At 70.6% G+C, this 19,698-nt stretch carries 14 protein-coding genes; 8 read left to right on the forward strand and 6 right to left on the reverse strand.

Annotation, left to right across the window (positions count from 1 at the left end; translation table 11 throughout):
• Positions 1–47: 47 nt before the first annotated feature.
• A complete protein-coding gene (locus C8D93_RS09140) occupies positions 48–1,208 on the forward strand; it encodes a sulfotransferase family protein (protein WP_110264884.1) in 1,161 nt (386 codons plus the stop codon).
• A 126-nt stretch (positions 1,209–1,334) separates the two neighbouring features.
• Here the strand turns inward: C8D93_RS09140 and C8D93_RS09145 are convergent, their stop codons facing one another.
• The 3 genes from C8D93_RS09145 to C8D93_RS09155 all read right to left on the reverse strand — a co-directional run bounded on the left by C8D93_RS09145 (position 1,335) and on the right by C8D93_RS09155 (position 4,621).
• Positions 1,335–1,814, reverse strand: a complete 480-nt coding sequence (locus C8D93_RS09145) for a carboxymuconolactone decarboxylase family protein (RefSeq protein WP_110264885.1) — start codon at positions 1,812–1,814, stop codon at positions 1,335–1,337.
• An 81-nt stretch (positions 1,815–1,895) separates the two neighbouring features.
• Positions 1,896–3,260 carry a GTPase/DUF3482 domain-containing protein gene (locus tag C8D93_RS09150; RefSeq protein WP_110264886.1) on the reverse strand — a complete coding sequence of 455 codons (1,365 nt, stop codon included), beginning with the start codon at positions 3,258–3,260 and terminating at the stop codon, positions 1,896–1,898.
• Positions 3,257–4,621 (reverse strand): DUF2868 domain-containing protein, encoded by a 1,365-nt coding sequence (locus C8D93_RS09155; RefSeq protein WP_146216555.1) that lies wholly within the window; start codon positions 4,619–4,621, stop codon positions 3,257–3,259. The genes C8D93_RS09150 and C8D93_RS09155 overlap by 4 nt, the downstream gene beginning before the upstream one ends.
• Positions 4,622–4,722: 101 nt before the next feature.
• Here C8D93_RS09155 and C8D93_RS09160 point away from each other — a divergent pair, with 101 nt between their 5' ends.
• Complete coding sequence (locus C8D93_RS09160; RefSeq protein ID WP_110264888.1) at positions 4,723–5,244, forward strand: arsinothricin resistance N-acetyltransferase ArsN1 family B; 522 nt, start codon at positions 4,723–4,725, stop codon at positions 5,242–5,244.
• A 71-nt stretch (positions 5,245–5,315) separates the two neighbouring features.
• Here C8D93_RS09160 and C8D93_RS09165 read toward each other — a convergent pair whose 3' ends face one another.
• Positions 5,316–8,492, reverse strand: a complete 3,177-nt coding sequence (locus tag C8D93_RS09165; RefSeq protein ID WP_170123972.1) for a S8 family peptidase — start codon at positions 8,490–8,492, stop codon at positions 5,316–5,318.
• A gap of 253 nt (positions 8,493–8,745) precedes the next feature.
• On the reverse strand, positions 8,746–9,957 hold the full coding sequence (locus tag C8D93_RS09170; RefSeq protein WP_110264890.1) for an iron-containing alcohol dehydrogenase: 1,212 nt from the start codon (positions 9,955–9,957) through the stop codon (positions 8,746–8,748).
• Between the two features lie 193 nt (positions 9,958–10,150).
• On the opposite strand from C8D93_RS09170, the gene C8D93_RS09175 reads away from it, so the two are divergent.
• The 5 genes from C8D93_RS09175 (at position 10,151) to gorA (ending at position 15,350) form a co-directional block, all read left to right on the forward strand.
• A complete protein-coding gene (locus tag C8D93_RS09175) occupies positions 10,151–10,792 on the forward strand; it encodes a paraquat-inducible protein A (RefSeq protein ID WP_110264891.1) in 642 nt (213 codons plus the stop codon).
• A complete protein-coding gene (locus C8D93_RS09180; protein ID WP_110264892.1) occupies positions 10,780–11,421 on the forward strand; it encodes a paraquat-inducible protein A in 642 nt (213 codons plus the stop codon). Before C8D93_RS09175 ends, C8D93_RS09180 begins: the two co-directional genes overlap by 13 nt.
• A gap of 13 nt (positions 11,422–11,434) precedes the next feature.
• Complete coding sequence (locus C8D93_RS09185; RefSeq protein ID WP_245903863.1) at positions 11,435–13,090, forward strand: PqiB family protein; 1,656 nt, start codon at positions 11,435–11,437, stop codon at positions 13,088–13,090.
• Positions 13,087–13,701 carry a PqiC family protein gene (locus tag C8D93_RS09190; protein ID WP_110264893.1) on the forward strand — a complete coding sequence of 205 codons (615 nt, stop codon included), beginning with the start codon at positions 13,087–13,089 and terminating at the stop codon, positions 13,699–13,701. The genes C8D93_RS09185 and C8D93_RS09190 overlap by 4 nt, the downstream gene beginning before the upstream one ends.
• A gap of 275 nt (positions 13,702–13,976) precedes the next feature.
• Positions 13,977–15,350, forward strand: coding sequence for a glutathione-disulfide reductase (gene gorA / locus C8D93_RS09195; RefSeq protein WP_110265108.1), 1,374 nt, complete (start codon positions 13,977–13,979; stop codon positions 15,348–15,350).
• Here the strand turns inward: gorA and C8D93_RS09200 are convergent, their stop codons facing one another.
• Positions 15,351–16,340, reverse strand: coding sequence for a ketopantoate reductase family protein (locus C8D93_RS09200; RefSeq protein ID WP_170123973.1), 990 nt, complete (start codon positions 16,338–16,340; stop codon positions 15,351–15,353).
• Positions 16,341–16,445: 105 nt separating this feature from the next.
• On the opposite strand from C8D93_RS09200, the gene C8D93_RS09205 reads away from it, so the two are divergent.
• Positions 16,446–19,697, forward strand: coding sequence for an adenylate/guanylate cyclase domain-containing protein (locus C8D93_RS09205; RefSeq protein WP_110264895.1), 3,252 nt, complete (start codon positions 16,446–16,448; stop codon positions 19,695–19,697).
• The last annotated feature ends 1 nt before the right edge of the window (position 19,698 follow it).

Below are 19,698 nucleotides of genomic sequence, written 5' to 3' on the forward strand. Positions count from 1 at the left end.
AAGCGGGAGAGGGGAGCCCGCCGATGCGCTGCTTCCGGATCCCCCGCATGAACACGACTGACCTCATCGAAGCCGCCCGCAAAGCCACAGGCCTGTCCGACTTCGGCGACCCCAAGGCGCTCGAAGGCCTCGACATCCTGGTCAAGGCATCGAACGAGGAGGCGCGCCTGTCGCCGGCCGGCGCGATGCGCTGGCGCGAAACGCTGACCACGGTGCTCGTCAATCGGCTGCGCATCGTCGACTACCTCAAGCGCAAGCCCGAGCTGCTGCAGCGGCCGGTCGAGAAGCCGATGTTCGTCTTCGGCCTGCCGCGCACCGGAACGACGCTGACGATCAACCTGCTCGGCGCCGACCCGATGCGTCGCTGCCTGCTGCGCTGGGAGGCGCTGCAGCCGGTGCCGCCGGCGAAGAAAGGTGAGCTGCATACCGACCTGCGCTGCGGCGCGCAGCGGCAGATGCTCGACGCGATGCTCAAGATCGCACCGCAGATCGCCGCGGCGCACTTCGAGGAGGCCGACAGCCCCACGGAATGCCAGTACGCGATGCAGCTCTCGTTCTGCGCCGAGATCTTCGACTCGATCCTGCAGATCCCCGGCTACCGTCGCTGGTTCCTGCATGAGACGGGGTATCGCCATGCCTTCGAGTTCCACAAGCAACTGCTGCAGCTGCTGCAGGAGCACAACGGCGGCCGCTGGACGCTGAAGAATCCCTGGCATCCGCTGTTCCTCGACGATCTCACCGCGGTCTATCCCGATGCCCAGCTGGTGATGACCCACCGCGATCCGGTCGAGGTGGTCGGCTCCGCGTGCGGGCTGCTGCGGCTGGTGCGGCCGATGTACAGCGACAAGGTGGACAATCGCGAGATCGCCGAGACGCTGCTCGAGACCTTCGACCTGATGATCGCGCGGCAGAACGCCTTCCGCGAGAAGCACGGCGCCGACGCGATCCACGACATCCAGTACCTCGAACAGCTGCGCGATCCGGTCGGCACGATGCGCAAGGTCTATGCGCACTTCGGCGAGCCGCTGTCCGCCGAGGCCGAGGCGCGGATGACGCGGCTGGCGCAGGAGAATCCGCAACACAAGCACGGCAGGCACGTGTATGCGCTGGAGGACTATGGCCTGACCGCCGCCGAGGTGCGCAAGCGCTATCGCGACTACATCGAGCGCTTCTCGATTCCGCAGAAGAGTCAGGAGCCTGGGCGGTAGGCACCGCGCAGGCGAGGCAAGGCCAGATCGGGAGAGGCCGCGCGGAAGATGGCCGCAATGGCGACATCGCAGTCGCGCGCGCTTCTGCCGCCCCGGGCTCCTGGGCCGGCGCGGCGGCGCCCGGCCTCAGGACAGGCCGGCGCGCTGCAGGCCGAAGGCCTCGTCGGCCGAGCCCGGCGGGTTGCGGAAGGCGACGTTGAGGCGATTCCAGGTGTTGATCGTGGCGACCGCAAAAGTGAGGTCGGACAGATCCTTCTCCGAGAACTGCGCGCGCGCCGCCGCGAAATCCGCGTCGGACACGCCGTGTTCCGGCAGACGCGTCAGCACTTCGGTCCACGCCAGGGCGGCGCGCTCGCGCGCATCGAACAGCGCCGATTCGCGCCAGATGGCGACATGGTGGACACGCAGTTCGCGCTCGCCGCGGATCTTGGCCTCCTTCACGTGCATGTCGAGGCAGAAGCCGCAGCCATTGAGCTGCGAGGCGCGGATGTCGACGAGATTGAGGATGGCCGGCGTCAGACCGCTGGCCTTGCTGGCCGTGCTCAGGGCGACGACCTTCCTGAACAGGTCCGGGGATTGCTGCATGTAGCTGAGGCGTGCGGTCATGGGGCGACTCGTCGGTGTGGGGTTTGCCCTTCACAGACGAGCGACGCCGTCACCGTGTGACATGCGCGGGCCGCGCGCCCTTCAGCCGAGCAGGGTGCGCAGACGGTCGGCGACGGGCCGCACGGCATGATCCGGAGCGGCCTCGCCACCGGGACCGTTGAGCCGCGACCATTCCGGATGGGCGCGGCAGCGCAGCACGGCCTGGCGCAGTCCGGCATCCGGCCAGGCCTGCGCGGGATCGGTGCGGACGCCGGCCTGGCTGGCGTGACCGCGGCGCAGCAGGGCCGCGAGCAGCAGATGCTGGCGCGCGGCCAGCAGCGCCAGCGTCGGCTCTTCCAGCGCGATGTCCTGATGGCCGCGCAGGCGATCGACCCAGGGCTGGCCGAAGCTGCGCAAGGCACTCCAGCCGGCACCGAGCCCGGCACCGAGCAGGGCGGCAGCGCCCAGGCTCATGCCGCCGACCGCGGCATCCACGGCGAGGCCCGCGGCGCCGCCGGCGGCAGCAGCGGAGCCGGTGCGGATGCCGAAGCTCCGCAGCGTTTCCGGGTCGAAGGCATCGAGTTGCCAGCGCCCCTGCTGCAAGGGCAGTTCCGGTGGCCGGTAGGCGTCCAGTTCGAAGCGGAACAGGCCCAGCAGCGTATCGACGCAGCGCTGCTCGGCATCGCGGATCGTGTCGCGCAATCGTTCGTGCACCTGCTCCGTATCGTCATCGAGCGTGCCGTGACGGCGCGCGCCCGCCGCATCGACGAGCAGTTCGGCGACGGCGCGGCATGCCGATTCGATCAGGGCCTCGCGTTCGCGAACGCGGCTGTGCCGCAGGCGCTCGAAGTCGCGGCGGCGGTGTTCGAGCAGGGTGGCCAGCCGTTCGAAGACGCGCTGTTCGGCCTGCGCGTCGTAGACCACGGTGTCGAACTGCGCGAGCACGTGCAGGCCGACGCGTGCGAGCTGTTCGCGCCAGGTCTCCGCATCGGCCTCGTCGTTGGCGACGAAGTTGAGCACCGGCATCAGCGGTTTGCCGCAGGCCGCGAGCAGGCGCAGTTCCTCGCGATGCTTCGCCAGCACCGGCTCGCGGGCGTCGATGACGTACAGGGCCGCGTCGCTGCGGCGCACCTGGCGCAGCACTTTGGCTTCCTGCTCGTAGCGGCCGTCGCCATGGTTGCCGGCGATGAAGGCGTCGATGGCCGCGACCGGATCGGTGGCACCGGCATGCGCGCGGGCCAGTACCGCCGCGACGCCCATGGCGTCCTCCAGACCCGGCGTGTCGTACATCGCCACCACCGCTTCGCCGTCGGCGAGCAGCATCACGCCCTGCACGTCGCGGGTCGTCGCCGGCCGGTCCGAGACCTCGCCGAAACGCGAATCGTGCGAGAGCGTGCGCAGCAGCGAGGTCTTGCCGGTATTGGTATGGCCGACGACGGCGATGTCGACAGGCGTCATCCGGCTCATGCCGCGGCCTCCAGCCCCTGCACGGCGACGCCGTTCCGGTCCGCCAGTCGCTGCCAGTCGTCGAGCCGGCGTGCATGGACGTCGGCCCCGCGCGCGCGCAGGCGGTCGAGATCGTCGAGCAGCAGCGTCGCGGGTGCCGGCGCGGCGGAGGCCAGTTCGCCGATGAAGCGTTCGATGCCGCGATCCGGCGTCATCGTCGCCCGCACGCGGATGGCCAGCGCCTCGACCCGTTCGCCGCGCAGCCGCTGCAGCGCGGATTCGCGCGAACCGGCATCGTCGACCGCGCCGAGCCAGACCCAGTCGACGTCGGCCAGCGGCGGTGCGCCGCGATCGCTGGACTCCAGGCAAAGCCCGTGGACGCGACCGCGTAGCACGGGCGTTGCGGTTGCTGACTCGCGACGGGGCGCGACGGTATCGGCTGGCGGCGCGACGTCGACCGTGCCGAGCGCCTGGTGGTCGGGAAGCAGGCGCGTCCGCAGACGTGCGAAACCGGGGCGGCTGGGATCGGAGGCGAGCGCGCGCTGTGCGCGCCACAACATCGCCAGGCTGGCGGCGAGCGCGGTCGCGCGCGGCAGCACGCCGTAGGCGATCGCTGCGGTCACCAGCCACAACGACCAGGCCTGCGCAGCGTCGCCGGCGTCGATAACCGGCAGGCGGTCGGCACCGGGGACGCCGAGCAAGGCCGGGCCGACGGACAGCAGTCGTGCCCAGGCGGTGAGGGCCTCGGCGTCGAGCAGCGTCGTTTCCCAGGACAGCGCATAGGCCCGCACGCTCAGCAACACGGTGAGGGCCAGCACGGCGCCGACGGCGAAGGACAGCCACGCCAGATGCACCAGTGAGGCCGCCGACCATCGCGCGAGGTTGCCGCTGGCGAGCACGCGGAGCAGGGCGTCCGGCGGCGGCTGTCCGTCAGCACGGCCCCGGCCGATGCCGCGTCGCCACAGCGCGAGCAGGACCGAGCCGATTCCCGGTGCGATCCGCGATCCCGGGAACTGCAGTAGCATCCACAGCACGAGGGTCAGCAGATTCGCGCCGACGACGACCAGCAGCACCAGCGGCAGGCTTGCCGGTTCGCGGGCACCGAGCGCGGTCGCGGCCGCGGCGATCCCGGCGAGCCCGGCAAGCACCGCGAGCACCATCGCCGCCATGGCGGCGCCGCCGAGCAGGCGGCGCAGGCGCCGGCGCTGTGCGTCACTGCCGGGTAGCGCGCCCGCGCGCACGACGATGCGTTGCACCAGACCGCCGCCGGCGCGGCGTGCCGCCTCGTCGGCCGTCGGGCAATCCGCCGGATGGCCGGCGGCCTCCTCGCGGATGCGGACCAGCTCCGCGATGACGCGGTCGGCGAAGGGCGCGATGGACATCACGAGGTTGTAGCCGAATCGCCACCGCGGCGAAAGGGCGCTGGCCGGCGGATGGCCGCCGCAGTATCGTCGGCCCATCGGGCGGGTTGCGGAGCGGCGCCATGGGGCAGGTGAAGCCGGAGGGGGTTCAGGCGACCGGGGTGCGCGCGGCCCGGCCCGCGGATGCCGATGCCCTCGCGCAGATCTACAACCACTACATCCGCGAGACCGTCGTCACCTTCGAGGAAGCACCGCTCGACGCCCCGGCCATGGCGGCCCGCCTGCAGGAGACGACCGCGGTTTCCCTGCCGTGGCTGGTCGCGGAGGCGGGTGGCGCCGTCATCGGCTACGCCTATGCCAGCCGGTGGAAAGGACGCTGCGCCTACCGCTACTCGGTCGAAAGCACCGTGTACCTGGATCCCGCGCGCACCGGTGGCGGTGTCGGTACACGGCTGTACGCCGCGCTGCTGGATGAGCTGCGGGCGCGTTCGCTGCACGCCGTGATCGGCGGGATCGCGCTGCCGAACCCGGCGAGCGTGGCGCTGCACGAGAAGCTCGGCTTCTGCAAGGTCGCCCACTTCGAGGAAGTGGGGTTCAAGTTCGGTCGCTGGATCGACGTCGGCTACTGGCAACTGCGGATCTGACAGGCAGTCCGACCCGGGAGCGTGGCGCCGGACGCGTGGTCCGACGCCATAGTCCCGGGTGAGCCGGCGGCTCAGTGACGGCGACGCGCGCGCAGCAGCCCCGCGGCCAGCAGCATCAGCAGCAACGAAGCCGGCAGCGCGCCGCCGAAGCGACCCGGATCGTCGTCGCCTTCGTTGCCGCCGCCGTTGCCGCCACCATTGCCTCCGTCGCCGCCGCCACCGTTGTCGTCCGGCGTCACGCACTGGTTGCCGACCACGCGGTAGTTCTCCGCTGCGGCACCGGAATCGGTCGTCAGGCCGATGCCGTTGACCGGAGTGGTCTGGCGGATGCTCGCGGCGAGGCTGCTGAGCACGGTGCCGCTCTCGATGCCGAGCGCGGCCTTGTCCAGCACCAGACGGATGGTGCCGTCGGCGTCATAGCCGCTCGCGGCGTCGAGGTCGCCGAGGACCGTGAAGGTGCCGACGCCGCCGACCGCGGGGACCGGAATCGCGCTGCGCGTGCCGTAGACGAAGCTCGGCGACAGGCCGACGCTGTCCATCGCCACGAAGTAGGCGTTGGTGTCGTCGGGCAGGCTGAAGTACGCGTACCAGCGGTGCAGCGGCGGCACGTTCGACAGGTCGGCGACCTTGATCGTGAACACGATCTTGCCCGGCATGTCGACCGGCTCCGCGACCCAGAGCTGGCGCAGGTCGTCCTGGCCGGTGGGCAGGCCGATGTTGCCGGTCACGCCGGCCGGGCTGGTGAACTGGGTCAGGCCGGGCAGCTCGCAGCTCTTCTCGGTCGACGGCGGCGGCACGCCGGGGTCGAGCTGGGTCGTGAACGCGCGGCCGAACATCGGGCGCTTGAGCAGGTCCGACACCAGCGGCAGGCTCGGTTCGTCCGGCAGTTCGGGCAGCAGGCCCGACGCGGACGGCGCGGCATCCAGGGTCGACAGCGCACCGTCGGCGAAGACGCGGATGTTGTGGATCGGCTCGCCCGGATCGGGGAACCCCAGATGCGCGTATGGCACGAAGAAGCTCAGGACGTTGCCTTCGAGCGCCGCCTGCTTGGCGACCGCGGTGTTGCCCGGGCCGCCTTCCGGAATCTCGACGCCGTCGCTGCCGGCGACGACCGTCGTCGAGACCGGCAGGCCGGCGACGTTGGCGGCGACCCGGAACGCGACGCGCTCGATCGGCGCTGCGCTCAGCGTCACGCGGTACTGGATGCCCGGCAGATCGTCGACCGCACCTTCCTGCATCGTCAGGGTCTGGATGTCGGCACCCGGATCGCTGATCAGCAGGTCGCTGTCGCCGTCGAGCACGATCCACTCCTCGGCCAGCGGCGGCATGCCGGCGTGCGGCGTGTCGAGGGCGTCGAGGATCGACGGCAGGTCGAGCAGTCCCGCGCCGTAGGCGAAGTGCGTCGTGCCGCCGGGCAGCAAGGGGTCGGGCTCGTAGTCGCTGCCGACCTTGCGCGCATTGAGCTTGATCAGCTTCTCGACGTCCGCCGGCGTCAGCTCCGGATGTGCCTGCAGCATCAGGCCGATCGCGCCGGTGACGTGCGGGGCCGCCATCGAGGTGCCGGAGATCGTGCCGTACCACGGCAGCCAGGTGCCTTCGATGAGGCCTTCGCTGCCGCCCAGGCAGATCGCCTGGCTGGGTTGCGACTGGAAGCAGGTGGAGGTGATCAGGTCGCCGGGCGCCGAGATGTCCGGATAGCGGTCGGACGCGCCCTTGAGCGCGCGGCTCGAGAACGTCGACAGCGCGCCGTCGCGCACGCCGCTGCCGGCGTCGTTGTAGCTGGCCACGCAGATCACGCCGGGGGTCGGGTCCTTGCAGGTCGAGGAGGTCTGGTCGCTGCTGCCGTCGCCGCCGTCGTTGCCGGCCGCGAAGACCATGACCACGCCGCGATCGACGATCTCCTTGATCAGGCACGAGGACGTCGAGCCGGGGTCGTACTGCGAGCCGGCGCCGTCGCCGTAGGAGTTGTTCACGGCACGCAGCGGCGGGTCGAAGCTGTCGAGGTTGTCGAGCAGGTGCCGGTAGGCGCTGGCCACGTCGAGCACGAGCAGTGCGGCGCCATTGGCCCAGTGGATGATCCTGGCGTCCGGGGCCACGCCGGCGTAGGTGCCGCGGACGTTGGGTGCGAAGTCCGGAATCGGGTAGAGGCCGTCGGAAGCGGCGCCGCTGCCGGCGACGGTACCGGTGACGTGGGTGCCGTGGCCGCCGACCTGGCTTTCGCTGTCGAGCGGGCCGATGTCGAGATACAGCGGGTCGGTGACCAGGCCCGGTACCAGCAGCTTGAAGTTGTGCAGCAGGTTGTCGGCGAAGTCCGGATGCAGGCCGTACAGGCCGCTGTCGATAATGCCGAGCGTGACGCCCTCGCCGGTGAGCCGGCGACCTTCGCTGTCGAAGTACGGGCCTCCCGCAACCGGTTCCTGGGCGACGCGTACGCGCGTGGCCCACGGCGCGGTGCTGCCGAGGTACTGCAGCGGGCGGTTGTGCTCGATGCGCGCGACCAGCGGCTCGTCGAGCAGCGCGGTGAAGGCCGCGGCCGGACCGGTGACGAAGACCGAGGACACGTAGCGGCGGAAGTCATGCGTCGCAGTCAGGTCGAGCCGTTCGAGCAGGCCGTCCTGCTGCTTGCGGGTGCCGCCGTCGAAGCGCACGAAGGCGCCGTAGATCGCGGTCTGCGCGAGGTTGGCGAGATCGGCGATCACGCCGGCGTCCATCTGCGCCGCGCCGCCATCGGTCGCTGCGCAGACATCGGTTTCGCCGCCGCCGTCGACGGGATCGGTCACCAGGCCGACGGTCAGCGTCGAGGTCGAGCCGGTGACCAGGAAGGGGATCGCCTCGACGCGCACGCGCGCCGGCAGCTCGGCCACGCGCAGCACGACGCGCTCGCCGGCATCGGCCGATGCCGACGCGCCGAGCAGGCCGCCGGTCTCGTCGTCGCGCACGTAGAGGTCCAGGTCGTCACCGCCATTGGTCCATTCCAGCGCGATCACCACCTCGGCGTCCGGATGTGCGCTGCGGTACGCCTCGTCGACATCCAGATCGAAGACGAAGGTGTCGCAGGTCACGCCGTCGCCGGTGCAGACCGGATCGAGCGCGACGCCGACCGGGTTGGAGATGACGTAGGGTCCACCTTCGGCGATCAGCGTCGGGCTGGTTTCGCTCAGGCTGCCGCTTTCCGGGCTGAAGGACCACGCGGCCAGCGGCAGCACACACAGGACCGAAGCCCAGACTTTCGACGGACGACGCAACATGGAACGGGAACCTCTTGTCTTGTAATCGGGCTTCGGAAGGCCGCGGGGCGGGCATGCGGGCCCGGGCGGCGGCGCGAGTGTGCCAATCCGCGCGCGGCGGCGACAGGGGGAAATCTTACAGAGCGCCGGGCGGGCGCCTGACCGGCGCCCCGGTGGCGGCGCGTCGGCGGAACGGTGCTTTAGGAACCTGAGCGGTAGAAACGCAGGCGGCTGCGGCTTTGCCTCGCCTGCCAGCTTCCTACCGCCCAGACTCCTAGGCCAGCATCTGCCGGACCAGGGTCTCGCAGGTGGGCCGATCCATGTAGCGCGGCACCGCGTAGGTCCAGTGCGCTTCCTTGAGCGCGGCGTCGGTGATCGCCGGCACATCTTCCGCGCGCAGCTTCTCGACTTTCTGTGGAATCTTGAATTGTTCGTTCAAGGCTCTGATATGGCTGACGAATCTGTCGGCGAGCTCGGTCTCCGTCTCGCTGCCCTGGCGCAGGCCGCCGGCCTCCGCCAGTTCGGCCAGGCGTCGCGTGCAGGCCGGCTTCGAGTAGTCGAGCACGTAGGGCAGGACGATGGCGTTGGCGAGCCCGTGCGGCACGTGGTAGCGCGCGCCGAAGTTGTGCGAGATCGCGTGGACGTAGCCGACGCCGGCCGTGGTGAAGGCCACGCCGGCCTTGTAGGAGGCCAGTGCCATGTTCTGCCGCGCGTCGAGGTCGCTGCCGTCGGCCATCGCCCGCGGCAGGTTCTGCATGATCAGGCGCGTGGCTTCGAGCGCCTCGGCATCGGTGGCCGCGGTGGCGTTGCGCGAGATGTAGGCCTCGACCGCATGGGTCAGGGCGTCCATGCCGGTGGCCGCGGTGATCGGTGGCGGCAGCCCGGTCATCAGCTGGCCGTCGAGCGCCGCACCCACCGGGACCAGCTTGGGGTCCATGATCGCGAACTTACGCGTGTTCGCCGGATCGGAGACGACCGCGGCGATCGTCACCTCCGAGCCGGTGCCGGCGGTGGTCGGGACCACGTACAGCGGCATCGGCTTGAACAGGATGCGCATCAGGCCGGCCATCCACGCGATCTTGTGCGGGTTGGTCGCACGTGCGGCGATGACCTTGGCCGCGTCCATCGACGACCCGCCGCCGATGGCGAGGATGGCCGTGCACTGTTCGCGCCTGAGCAGGGCCAGTCCGGTCTCGATCTGCTCGATCGTCGGGTCCGGCTGCACGCCGTCGTAGAGCACGGTGTGCACGTCGAGGGCCTTGAGCCGATCCAGCATCGGCTGCAGCAGGCCGATCTTCACCAGCATCGCGTCCGAGACGACCAGCAGCCGCTTCACGCCGGAGCCGGCGATGGCCTCGCACAGCTTCAGCGACGAGCCCGGGCCCGTGTGCAGCTCCGGCTGGCGGAAGTTCAGAATCTTGGTCGAGAGCTTCAGCGCCAGCATGAACAGGCGGTAGAAGAACACCTGGATCGGGAACGGGATCATGGCGGTGGGTCGGTTGGGTTGACGGGCGCCCGCGGCCCCGGCCGGCGGGCTTTCAGGGGGCGCATGATGACCGATTGTGACGGTATTGGCTGTAACCCTTGCAGCCCGGCGCCGGCACGCTGCCGGCGTCGCGCCGCGCATGGGGCCATGCATTAGACTCGGACGGAGCGTCGCCGCGACGCCGACGAAACGGATGTCCCGTTTGGCCACCACCCCCCTGACCATCTGCGAATGCTGTGACGCCGTGTACGAGCGCCGGCCGCTCGCGTCCGGCGAGATCGCGCACTGCCGTCGCTGCGGTGCCGAGCTGTACCGCAACCGCCGGCTCGATCTGGATGCGATGCTGGCGATCGCCTTCGGTGGCCTGATCACCTTCGTCATCGCCAACGTCTATCCGGTGCTGATCATGGAGCTGGGCGGGACCCGCGCCCAGGTCACGCTGTGGGACGCGATCCTGGCGACCTACGACGCCGGCGTCGGCCTGGTCGCGGTGCTCGCCGCGCTGAGCCTGTTCATGCTACCGCTGACGCAGATCCTGATGTTCCTGTACGTCCTGCTGCCGCTGCGGGCCGGCAGCGTGCCGGCGGGATTCGTGCCGGTGATGCATGCGATCCGCCACACGCGCCCGTGGAGCATGGTCGAGGTCTTCCTGGTCGGCGTGCTCGTGTCCGCGGTCAAGCTCGCGGCCGAGTCCGAGCTGGCGCCCGGCGTCGGGCTCTGGGGTCTCGCCGCGCTGACCGTGCTGCTGACGCTGCTGACCACCTTTGACCTGCAGGAACTGTGGGATCTCGCGGCCGACTGCGAAGCCGGGGAGGGCGTCGCATGTCCGCCGTGATCAGCGCGCGCGAACTCGGCCTGCTGCGCTGCCACGCCTGCGGCGCGGTGTACCGCGCTGCGGCGCCCGGTCTGCGCTGCCATTGCCGGCGGTGCGGCGTGCGCCTGCATCAACGCAAGGCCGACAGCCTGTCGCGCACTTGGGCGCTGCTGATCGCGGCGGCGATCCTGTACCTACCGGCGAACCTGATTCCGATCATGAAGACCTCGACGCTGCTCGAGGAGCGCTGGGACACGATCCTGTCGGGCGTCATCGCGCTGTGGCAGAAAGGTTCGCCGGAGATTGCGGTGATCGTGTTCGTCGCCAGCATCGTCGTGCCGCTGGCGAAGATCGCGGTGCTGGCGCTGCTGCTGGTGACGGCGCAGCGGCGTTCCGCGTGGCGGCAGGCCGAGCGCGCGCGCCTGTACCGCTTCATCGAATTCATCGGTTACTGGTCGATGCTCGACGTGTTCGTCGTCGCGCTGCTGGTCGGCCTCGTACACTTCCGGGGTCTGGCCGACGTGCAGCCGGGCGGCGGCGCGGTCGCGTTCGCCGCAGTGGTGGTGCTGACGATGATGGCCTCGAAGAGCTTCGATCCGCGTCTGATCTGGGACAGTGAGCCACCGCGCCGCGTTCGGCGCGAAGCATGAGCAAGGACCGCACGTGAGCGCATCGGATTCCCCCACCGACCTGAACCCCGGCGACCTGCCGCCGCCGGAGATCCGCCACAAGCGGCGCGGCATGCCGTCGCTGGTGTGGCTGGTGCCGATCGTCGCCGCGCTGATCGGCGTCGCGCTGGTGGTTCGCGCCGTGCTGTCGGCCGGCGTCACGCTGGAGATCACCTTCGAGTCCGCCGAGGGCCTGCAGGCCGGGCAGACCGAGCTGCGCTACAAGGACGTGGTCGTCGGCACGGTCCGGCGGATCTCGCTGAGCGAGGACCTGCAGACCGTGATCGTCTCCGTCGAGCTCGATCGCGATGCCGCCAACCTCGCGGTGGAGGATTCGCGCTTCTGGGTGGTGCGTCCGCGGGTCGATACCGGCGGCATCTCCGGGCTCGGCACGTTGGTGTCCGGCGTCTACATCGCCGTCGATGTCGGCAAGTCCGACGAGCCGCGACGCGAGTTCGTCGGACTCGAGACCGCACCGGCGGTGACCAGCGACAGCGTCGGCACGTCCTTCGTCCTGCGCAGCCTCGGGCTCGGTTCGCTCGGCGTCGGCTCGCCGGTCTATTACCGTCGCATCCAGGTCGGCCGCGTCGGTGCCTACGAGCTCAACGAGGACGGCAACGGCGTCACGCTGCAGGTCTTCGTCGACGCGCCCTACGACCGCTTCGTCACCGCCGATACGCGGTTCTGGAACGCCAGCGGCATCGACCTGTCGCTCGGCGCGAGCGGCCTGCAGGTCAACACCGAGTCGCTGGCCTCGGTGCTGGCCGGCGGTGTTGCCTTCGAGACGCCCAGCGATGGCGATCCGGCGCCGCCCAACACCACGTACTGGCTGCACGAGGACCGGGCGACGGCGCTGGCGCCGCCATCCGGCCGGCCGGTGCGCGTGCGCATGCGCTTCGCCGATTCGATCCGCGGCCTCGCGGTCGGCGCGCCGGTGGACTTCCATGGCGTCGAGTTCGGCACCGTCGAGTCGGTCGAACTGGAATACGACAGCGACAAGCGCGAGCTGTACGGCAACGTCGTCGCGCGCCTGTTTCCGAAGCGTCTGGGCCGCGGCTACGACAGCCTGCGCAAGGCCGCCGACGAGGAGCGCAGCGACACCCAGGTGCTGGCCGCGCTCATCGGCGACGGCCTGCAGGCACAGTTGCGCAGCGGCAACCTGCTGACCGGGCAGCTCTACGTCGTACTGGAGCTTTCGCGTCGGGCGCGCGGCCGCTCGGTGGGCCAGGTCGTCGCGGCGGATGGCGTCATCGAGATTCCGACCGTGCGCGGCAGCCTGGCGCAGTTGCAGGACCAGATCGCCAGCGTCGTCGAACAGCTCAGCCGGGTGCCGTTCGAGGACCTGGGCAACAACCTGCGCGACGCGATCGGCAGTGCCGACGATCTGCTCAAGCGCCTCGAAGGCGAGTTGACACCGGAGGCGACGCGGACGCTGGTCGAGGCACAACGTGCGATCGACAACGCCAACCGCGCCCTGCTCGCCGACGATTCCGGCCTGCAGCAGGATTTGCGGCAGACCTTGGGCCAGGTCGAGCGTGCCGGGCGCTCGCTGCGCGCCCTGTCCGATTACCTGCAGCGCCATCCGGAGGCGCTGATCCGGGGCAAGGCCGAGGAAGAGCTTCCGCCCGCCGCTGCCGGGGAGTCGCCATGATCCGATTGCCTGCTTCGATCCGCGCCGCCTGCGTGCTGGCCGTCGTGTCCGCGCTGGCGGCGTGCGCGAACCGCGCGCCGACGCAGTTCTACACGCTGTTGGCGCCGGCGGAGGCGACGCCGGTGCCGGCAGAGTCCGGCTACGCCATCGAACTGCTGCCGGTGGTCGTGCCCGAGCAGGTCGACGTGCCGCAACTGGTGCTGCGCAGCGGCAGCGGCGCGCTGCAGCCGGTCGACACGCGGCGCTGGGCGGCACCGCTGGGCGAGGAACTGCGTACCGCGCTGTCGGCACGACTGTCGGCGCGACTGGGTGTGCGCGACGTCTACCGGCTGGCGTCGCCGGCCTCGCTGCCGCTGTACCGCGTCCGCGTGCGCGTGGGCCGGTTCGACTCGGTACCGGCGGACTATGCGCTGCTCGACGCCGGCTGGAGCGTCGAGCGGCGTGACGACCGCAGTGTGCGCACCTGCGACGCGCGCTATCGCGAAGACGTCGGTGCCGGCATCGACGCGCTGGTCGCCGGGCACCAGCAGGCGCTGGCGCGTCTGGCCGACGACATCGCGGCGACCCTGCGCCGGTTCGACGCCGGAGGCTGTCCCGACACGCGGACCTAGGAGCCTGGGCGGTAGAAACGCAGGCGGCTGCGGCTTCGCCGTTTCGGGCATCTTGCGCGCTGCTTCTCGGCCAATAGAACCCGCTATTGGCCGAGAACCAACGCGAAACCCGCCTCGAAACCGCTTTGACTCGCCTGCCAGGTTCCTACCGCCCAGACTCCTGGCGGACAGCCTGCCGCGATCCTGCGCTGTCGCTGGCCTGACGGGCCGGCGGCGTGCGCCGCAACGGGCAGGGCGGCTACAGTGCGCCGCACACCCGTCGCGCGGAGCGCAGCTTGTCCACACACGACTACGACCTGTTCGTCATCGGCGGCGGCTCCGGCGGCGTGCGTGCCGCGCGCATCGCCGCCGGCCACGGTGCGCGCGTGGCGATTGCCGAGGCGGACCGTTTCGGCGGCACCTGCGTGATCCGCGGCTGCGTGCCGAAGAAGCTGCTGGTCTATGCCTCGCGTTTCAGTGACGAGTTCCACGACGCTGCCGGTTTCGGCTGGCAGATCGGAGCGCCCCGGTTCGACTGGCCGACCCTGATCGCGAACAAGGACCGCGAGATCGCACGCCTCGAAGGCTTGTATGCGGAAGGACTGGAAAAGGCCGGTGTGACGCTCTATCGCCAGCGCGCGCAACTGTCGGGCACGCAGGCCGTGCGTCTGGCCGATGGCCACAACGTCAGCGCCGCACACATCCTCATCGCGACCGGCGGTGTGCCGCGCCGCGACCCGGAGTGGGCCGCGCATCCGCGCGTGATCGTGTCCGACGACATGTTCGCTCTGCCGGCACTGCCGCAGCGCCTGATCGTCGTCGGCGGCGGCTACATCGCCGTGGAATTCGCCTGCCTGATGCACGGACTGGGGGTGCAGACGACGCTGGTCCACCGCGGGCCGGAACTGCTGCGCGGTTTCGACCAGGAACTCGCCGCCGCGCTGCGCGAGGCGATGGAAGCGCGCGGCATCGGCGTGCGGCTCGGCGTGCGGCCGGCCGCGTTCGCATCGCACGACGACAGGCTGAGCGTGCGTCTGGACGACGGCAGCATGCTCGAGGCCGACTACGCGCTGCTGGCGATCGGCCGCGAGCCGGCGACCGCCGGACTCGGCCTCGACACGGCCGGTGTCGCCGTGAAGGCCGGCGGTGCGATCGAGGTCGACGCGGCGTCGCGCACCTCGGTGCCGGGCATCTACGCGGTCGGCGATGTCACCGATCGCGTCAACCTGACCCCGGTGGCGATCCGCGAAGGTCATGCCTTCGCCGACACGGTGTTCGGTGGCCGGCCGGCGACGGTGGACCATGCGCTGATTCCGACGGCGGTGTTCAGCACGCCGGAACTCGGTACCGTCGGCTTGGGCGAGGCGCAGGCGCTCGCGGCGCATCCGCGGATCGAGATCTACCGTGCGCGGTTCCGCCCGCTCAAGGCCACCCTCGGCGGCAGCCCGGAGCGGACACTACTGAAGCTGATCGTGGACGCCGACACGCAGCGCGTGCTGGGCGCCCACATGCTGGGGCCGGACGCGGGTGAAATGGCGCAGTTGCTGGGGATCGCGCTGCGCATGCGGGCCACCAAGGCCGACTTCGACGCGACGATGGCGGTACACCCGACGCTGGCCGAGGAATGGGTCACGCTCAGGGGGCCGCCGCAGCGGGTCGGCAACGCCTGATCAGACGCCCAGGCGCTGCCGCAACGCCGCCGGCGTAAGGTAGGGCGGCGGCGACTGCCCTTCGAACTTCTGGATCAGACCGATGATCCGCGCATTGACCGGTGTCGGCACCTTGTGTTCGAGACCCAGGCAGACGATCTCGCCGTTGAGCTGGCCGATCTCCGTCGGCCGCCCGGCATCGACGTCGGCGACCATCGACGGATACGAGCCTTCCTGCAGGCCGTTGCGCAGTTTTGCGAACCACCACGGTAGCGGTGTGCGGCCGCCGAGCAGCGCACGGTAGACGCCGTACGGGATCGGCATCGGCAGTTTGTAGTCGATGCCGGCGGCGTCGAGCAGGCGGATCGCCTCGTCGAGCACGGCGACATAGATGGCGCGCAGGTCCGGGTGCGTCAGCAGGTCCTTGAACGTGGTGTGCGTCAGCGCGCAGATCGCGTTGGCGAGGTTGATCAGCAGCTTGCCCCAGGCGGCCGATTCGCCGGCGACGCGCGTGACCTGCATGCCGGTGCCGAAGGCGCGCAGCAGGCGTTCGTCGTCGCTGCCGATCAGCACCTGCGGGCGCGTGGTGATGCGTGCGTGCAGCGGCTCCAGCAACTGGCCGTTGAACATGATCGTCATCGGTACCGTGCGCGCGTCCGGGTAGCGCTCGCGGATGCGCCGCAGGGCGCCGACGCCGTTGAGCGTCGAGACGATGCTGCAGCGCTGAGGCACGTCGCCGAGCTGGTCGAGCACGGCGTCGAGCTGCGGGAACTTCACGCACAGCAGCAGGTAGTCGATGTCGTCGAGCGCCAGCGAGCGCGTGAGCTGCGGCTTGGGCGCGACGATCGGCGGATGGCCGGCGCCGGCGTGCTCGACGCGCAGGGTCTGCACCGTCTGCAGGGTCTCGACGTCCTTCTCCCGTACGTACAGCTTCGCCGGCTCGCGCCGCGCGGCCGTCAGATGGGCACACAGGATGGTGCCGACCGCTCCTGCACCGACCACGAGCATCATGTTGGATCTTCTCCCCGCTGGCTGACTGCTGGCTGTGGCGGCAACGTGGAGCATCGGCACGGCCAAGTCAATGCGCCCGGGCTATGATGGGCCAGGAGGTGATGGATGGATCAGCCAGGGGCACGGCAGTGCGGAAGCTGCGGGACGGAGAATCCGGCCGGAGCGCGCTTCTGCAACCAGTGCGGCAGCCGTCTGGATGCCCCGGCACGCGCCGCCTACACGCCGGCGCACCTGGCCGGCACGCTGGCCCAGGGTGCGGCGCTCCAGGGCGAGCGCAAGCGCGTGACGGTGCTGTTCGCCGATATCAAGGGATCGACCCGGCTGGCCGAGCAGGCCGGCGCGGAGCTCTGGCACCAGGTCCTCGACCGTTTCTTCGGCATCCTCGCGCGCGTCGTCCACACCTTCGAGGGCACGATCAACCAGTACACCGGCGACGGCATCATGGCGCTGTTCGGCGCGCCGCGCGCGCTCGAGGATCACGCCGGCCACGCCGCCTACGCGGCCCTGCAGATGCAGCAGGAAGTGCGCCGCTATGCCGACGAGCTGCGCCTGGCGCACGGTCTCAACCTGTCGATGCGCGTGGGCCTGAACAGCGGCGAAGTCGTCGTCGGCCGCATCGGCGACGACCTGCGCCACGACTACACCGCGCAGGGACCGACGGTGAACCTGGCGGCACGCGTCGAGAACATCTGCGAGCCGGGACTGGTCTACGCCACCTGCGAGACCGCGCGCCAGATCGACGACCGCTTCCGCCTGCGCAATCTCGGCGCGACCCAGATTCCCGGTGTCGAGCTGCCGGTCGAGGTGTTCGAGCTCGAGGCGGCGAAGTCCGGCCTGCGTACGCGCCTGCAGCGCAGTCTCGCGCGCAGCGGCTCCCCGTTCATCGGTCGCGACGCGGAGCTGCAACGTCTCACCGAAGCACTGGAGCGCGCCCGCGGCGGGCAGGGCCAGGTGGTCACCGTCGTCGGCAACGCGGGCATCGGCAAGTCGCGCCTGTGCCACGAGTTCGTGCGCGCCTGCGAGCGCGATGGCGTCAAGGTCCATCGCAGCAGCGGAGTGCCCTACGCGAGCCGCCTGCCGATGTTCCCGTTCCGCGAACTGCTGCGCAGCAAGCTCGGCGTACCCGACGACGCCGCGCCGACGGATGCGCGCCGCTGGATCGCCGGTGCGCTGCTGCTTGAGAGCCCGGACAACGCCGCGCTGCTGCCGCCGCTGTTCGAGTTCCTCGGCATCGGCGAGCACGACGACCGCACGCCGGATGCGGCCGTCACGATGCAGCAGCGCATGCTCGACGAGCTGGCCCAGTACCTGCCCTGCGACGAAGGGCCGATCATCCTGCTGATCGAGGACCTGCATTTTCTCGATCACGCCAGCGAGGCGTTCCTGCCGCGCCTGTGCGAGGCGGTGCGCGGACGGGCCTGCCTGCTGCTGATGAATCACCGCAACGACTACGCGTCGGAATGGCTGCAGCCCTTCGTCGACGAGGCCCTGCCGCTGACCGCCTTGCGCCCTGCGCAGCTGCATCGCCTGGCATCGACGCTGCTCGGAGAGGACCCGTCGCTCGAGGGTGTCGCCGACATCATCGTGCAGCGCGCCGCCGGCAATCCGTACTTCGTCGAGGAGGCGGTGCAGGCGCTGGTCGATGGCGGCTGGTTGCAAGGACGTCCGCGGGCTTGGACGCTGCGGCGGCCCATCGACGAGTGGCCGCTACCGGACAGCGTGCAGGCGCTGCTGGCCGCCCGCATCGACCGGTTGCCGGATGCCCTGCGCGCGCGGTTGCAGACCGCCGCGGTCGTCGGTCTGGAGTTCGATGCGCGGATTCTCGATGCGCTCGATGCCAGCGGCGACGCCGAGGCCGACTTGGCTGCGCTCCAGGATCTGGGCTTCGTCCACGACCGCGACGACGGCGGCAGCGCGTTCTGTCATCCGCTGATGCAGGAAGTGGCCTACCGCGGCCAACTCGAGACACGCCGGCGGGCGCTGCACGCCGACCTCGCCCGGCTGCTCGCCAGCCGCTGCGGCGGCCTCGACGCCGAGCCGTCCGCGGGCGCGCTCGCCGTGGCACTGCACTGGCAGCGGGCCGGCGAGTGGGCCCGGGCCGGCGCCTGGAACCTCACGGCCTCGCGCTGGCTGGTGTCGCAGGACATGCCCAGCACGGTCGAGCAGGCGCGGCTGGCCCTGGCGCATTTCGACCGGGCCGAGGAGTCGCCGGAGGTGCTGCTCGGCCGCATCGCCGCCCGTGCGGCACTGATCCGCATCGCACAGTTCGCGCCGGTGGGCGAGGAGACGGTCGAGCGGGTCTATGCCGAGGCGCGCGCGCTGGCCCGACGCTGCGGCGATGTCGGCGCCGACGCCGAGCTGCAGATCTCCTACGGCAACGAACTGATGCACCGCGGCCAGGTGGACGCGGCGGCGCAGATCCACGAGCAGGCGATGGACCTGTGCTTCGCCCACGGCCGTGCCGAGCTGATCAACCGGTTCCGCGTGGCGGTGCTGATCACCTTCAATGCAGCCGGGCGCCTGCGCCGCATCGTCGAGATTCTCGACCGCGCCGGCGGCGACTGGCGCACGCGCGCGGTCGACGAGGAGAACTATCTGTCGCGCGGCTTCTACGGCCTGATGCTGGCGTGGATGGGGCGCTTGCAGGAGGCCAGCCGACATCAGCAGGCGGCGATCGAGTTCGCCGCACGTGGCCAGCGCATGGCGAGCTGGATCTATGCGAGCACCGTCGATCTGGCGCTGCTCGGCGGCGACGACGGCGGCGCGCTGATGCACACGCGCACCGGGCTGGAACAGGCCGAGAAGTTCGGCAGTCCGTTCTTCCGCGCGGTGGCCCTGCGTGCGCACGGGCTCGCGCTGAGTCTGAACGGGCGCCACGCCGAGGCGCTGGCCCTGCTGCACGAGGCCCTGCCGCTGGTGGCCAAGGGCGCCCTCGCGCACCAGTTCGAAGCGAATCTGCTCGCGACTCTGGCGCAGGCGCAGCTGGCGGCCGGCGACGAGATCGCGGCCGAGGCGAGCGCGCGTGCGGCGCGCCGCAGTGCCCAGGGAGCCGGCTCGCGGATCTGGGAGATCGCCGCGTGGCTGGCCTGGCTGCGGTTGCCGACGACCGCGGAGCGCCGCAGCGAGGCGGTGGAGGGCCTGCAGCGTGTCGAGGCACTGATCGACTTCTGCGGCGCCGAGGGTTTCCGTCCCTGGTGGCACCTTGCCCGTGCGCACTGGGCCACCGATGCCGCCGTCGCGCGCAGCGAATGTCGCCACGCGCGCAGCGCGTTCCTGGCGATCGGTGCGCAGGTGCACGCCGCGCGCCTGGCGCAGGCCGATACTCAAGAGCGGACGGGGATGCGAGAATCGGCCTGAA

Source organism: Sinimarinibacterium flocculans (assembly GCF_003201205.1).
Classification (GTDB): domain Bacteria; phylum Pseudomonadota; class Gammaproteobacteria; order Nevskiales; family Nevskiaceae; genus Solimonas; species Solimonas flocculans.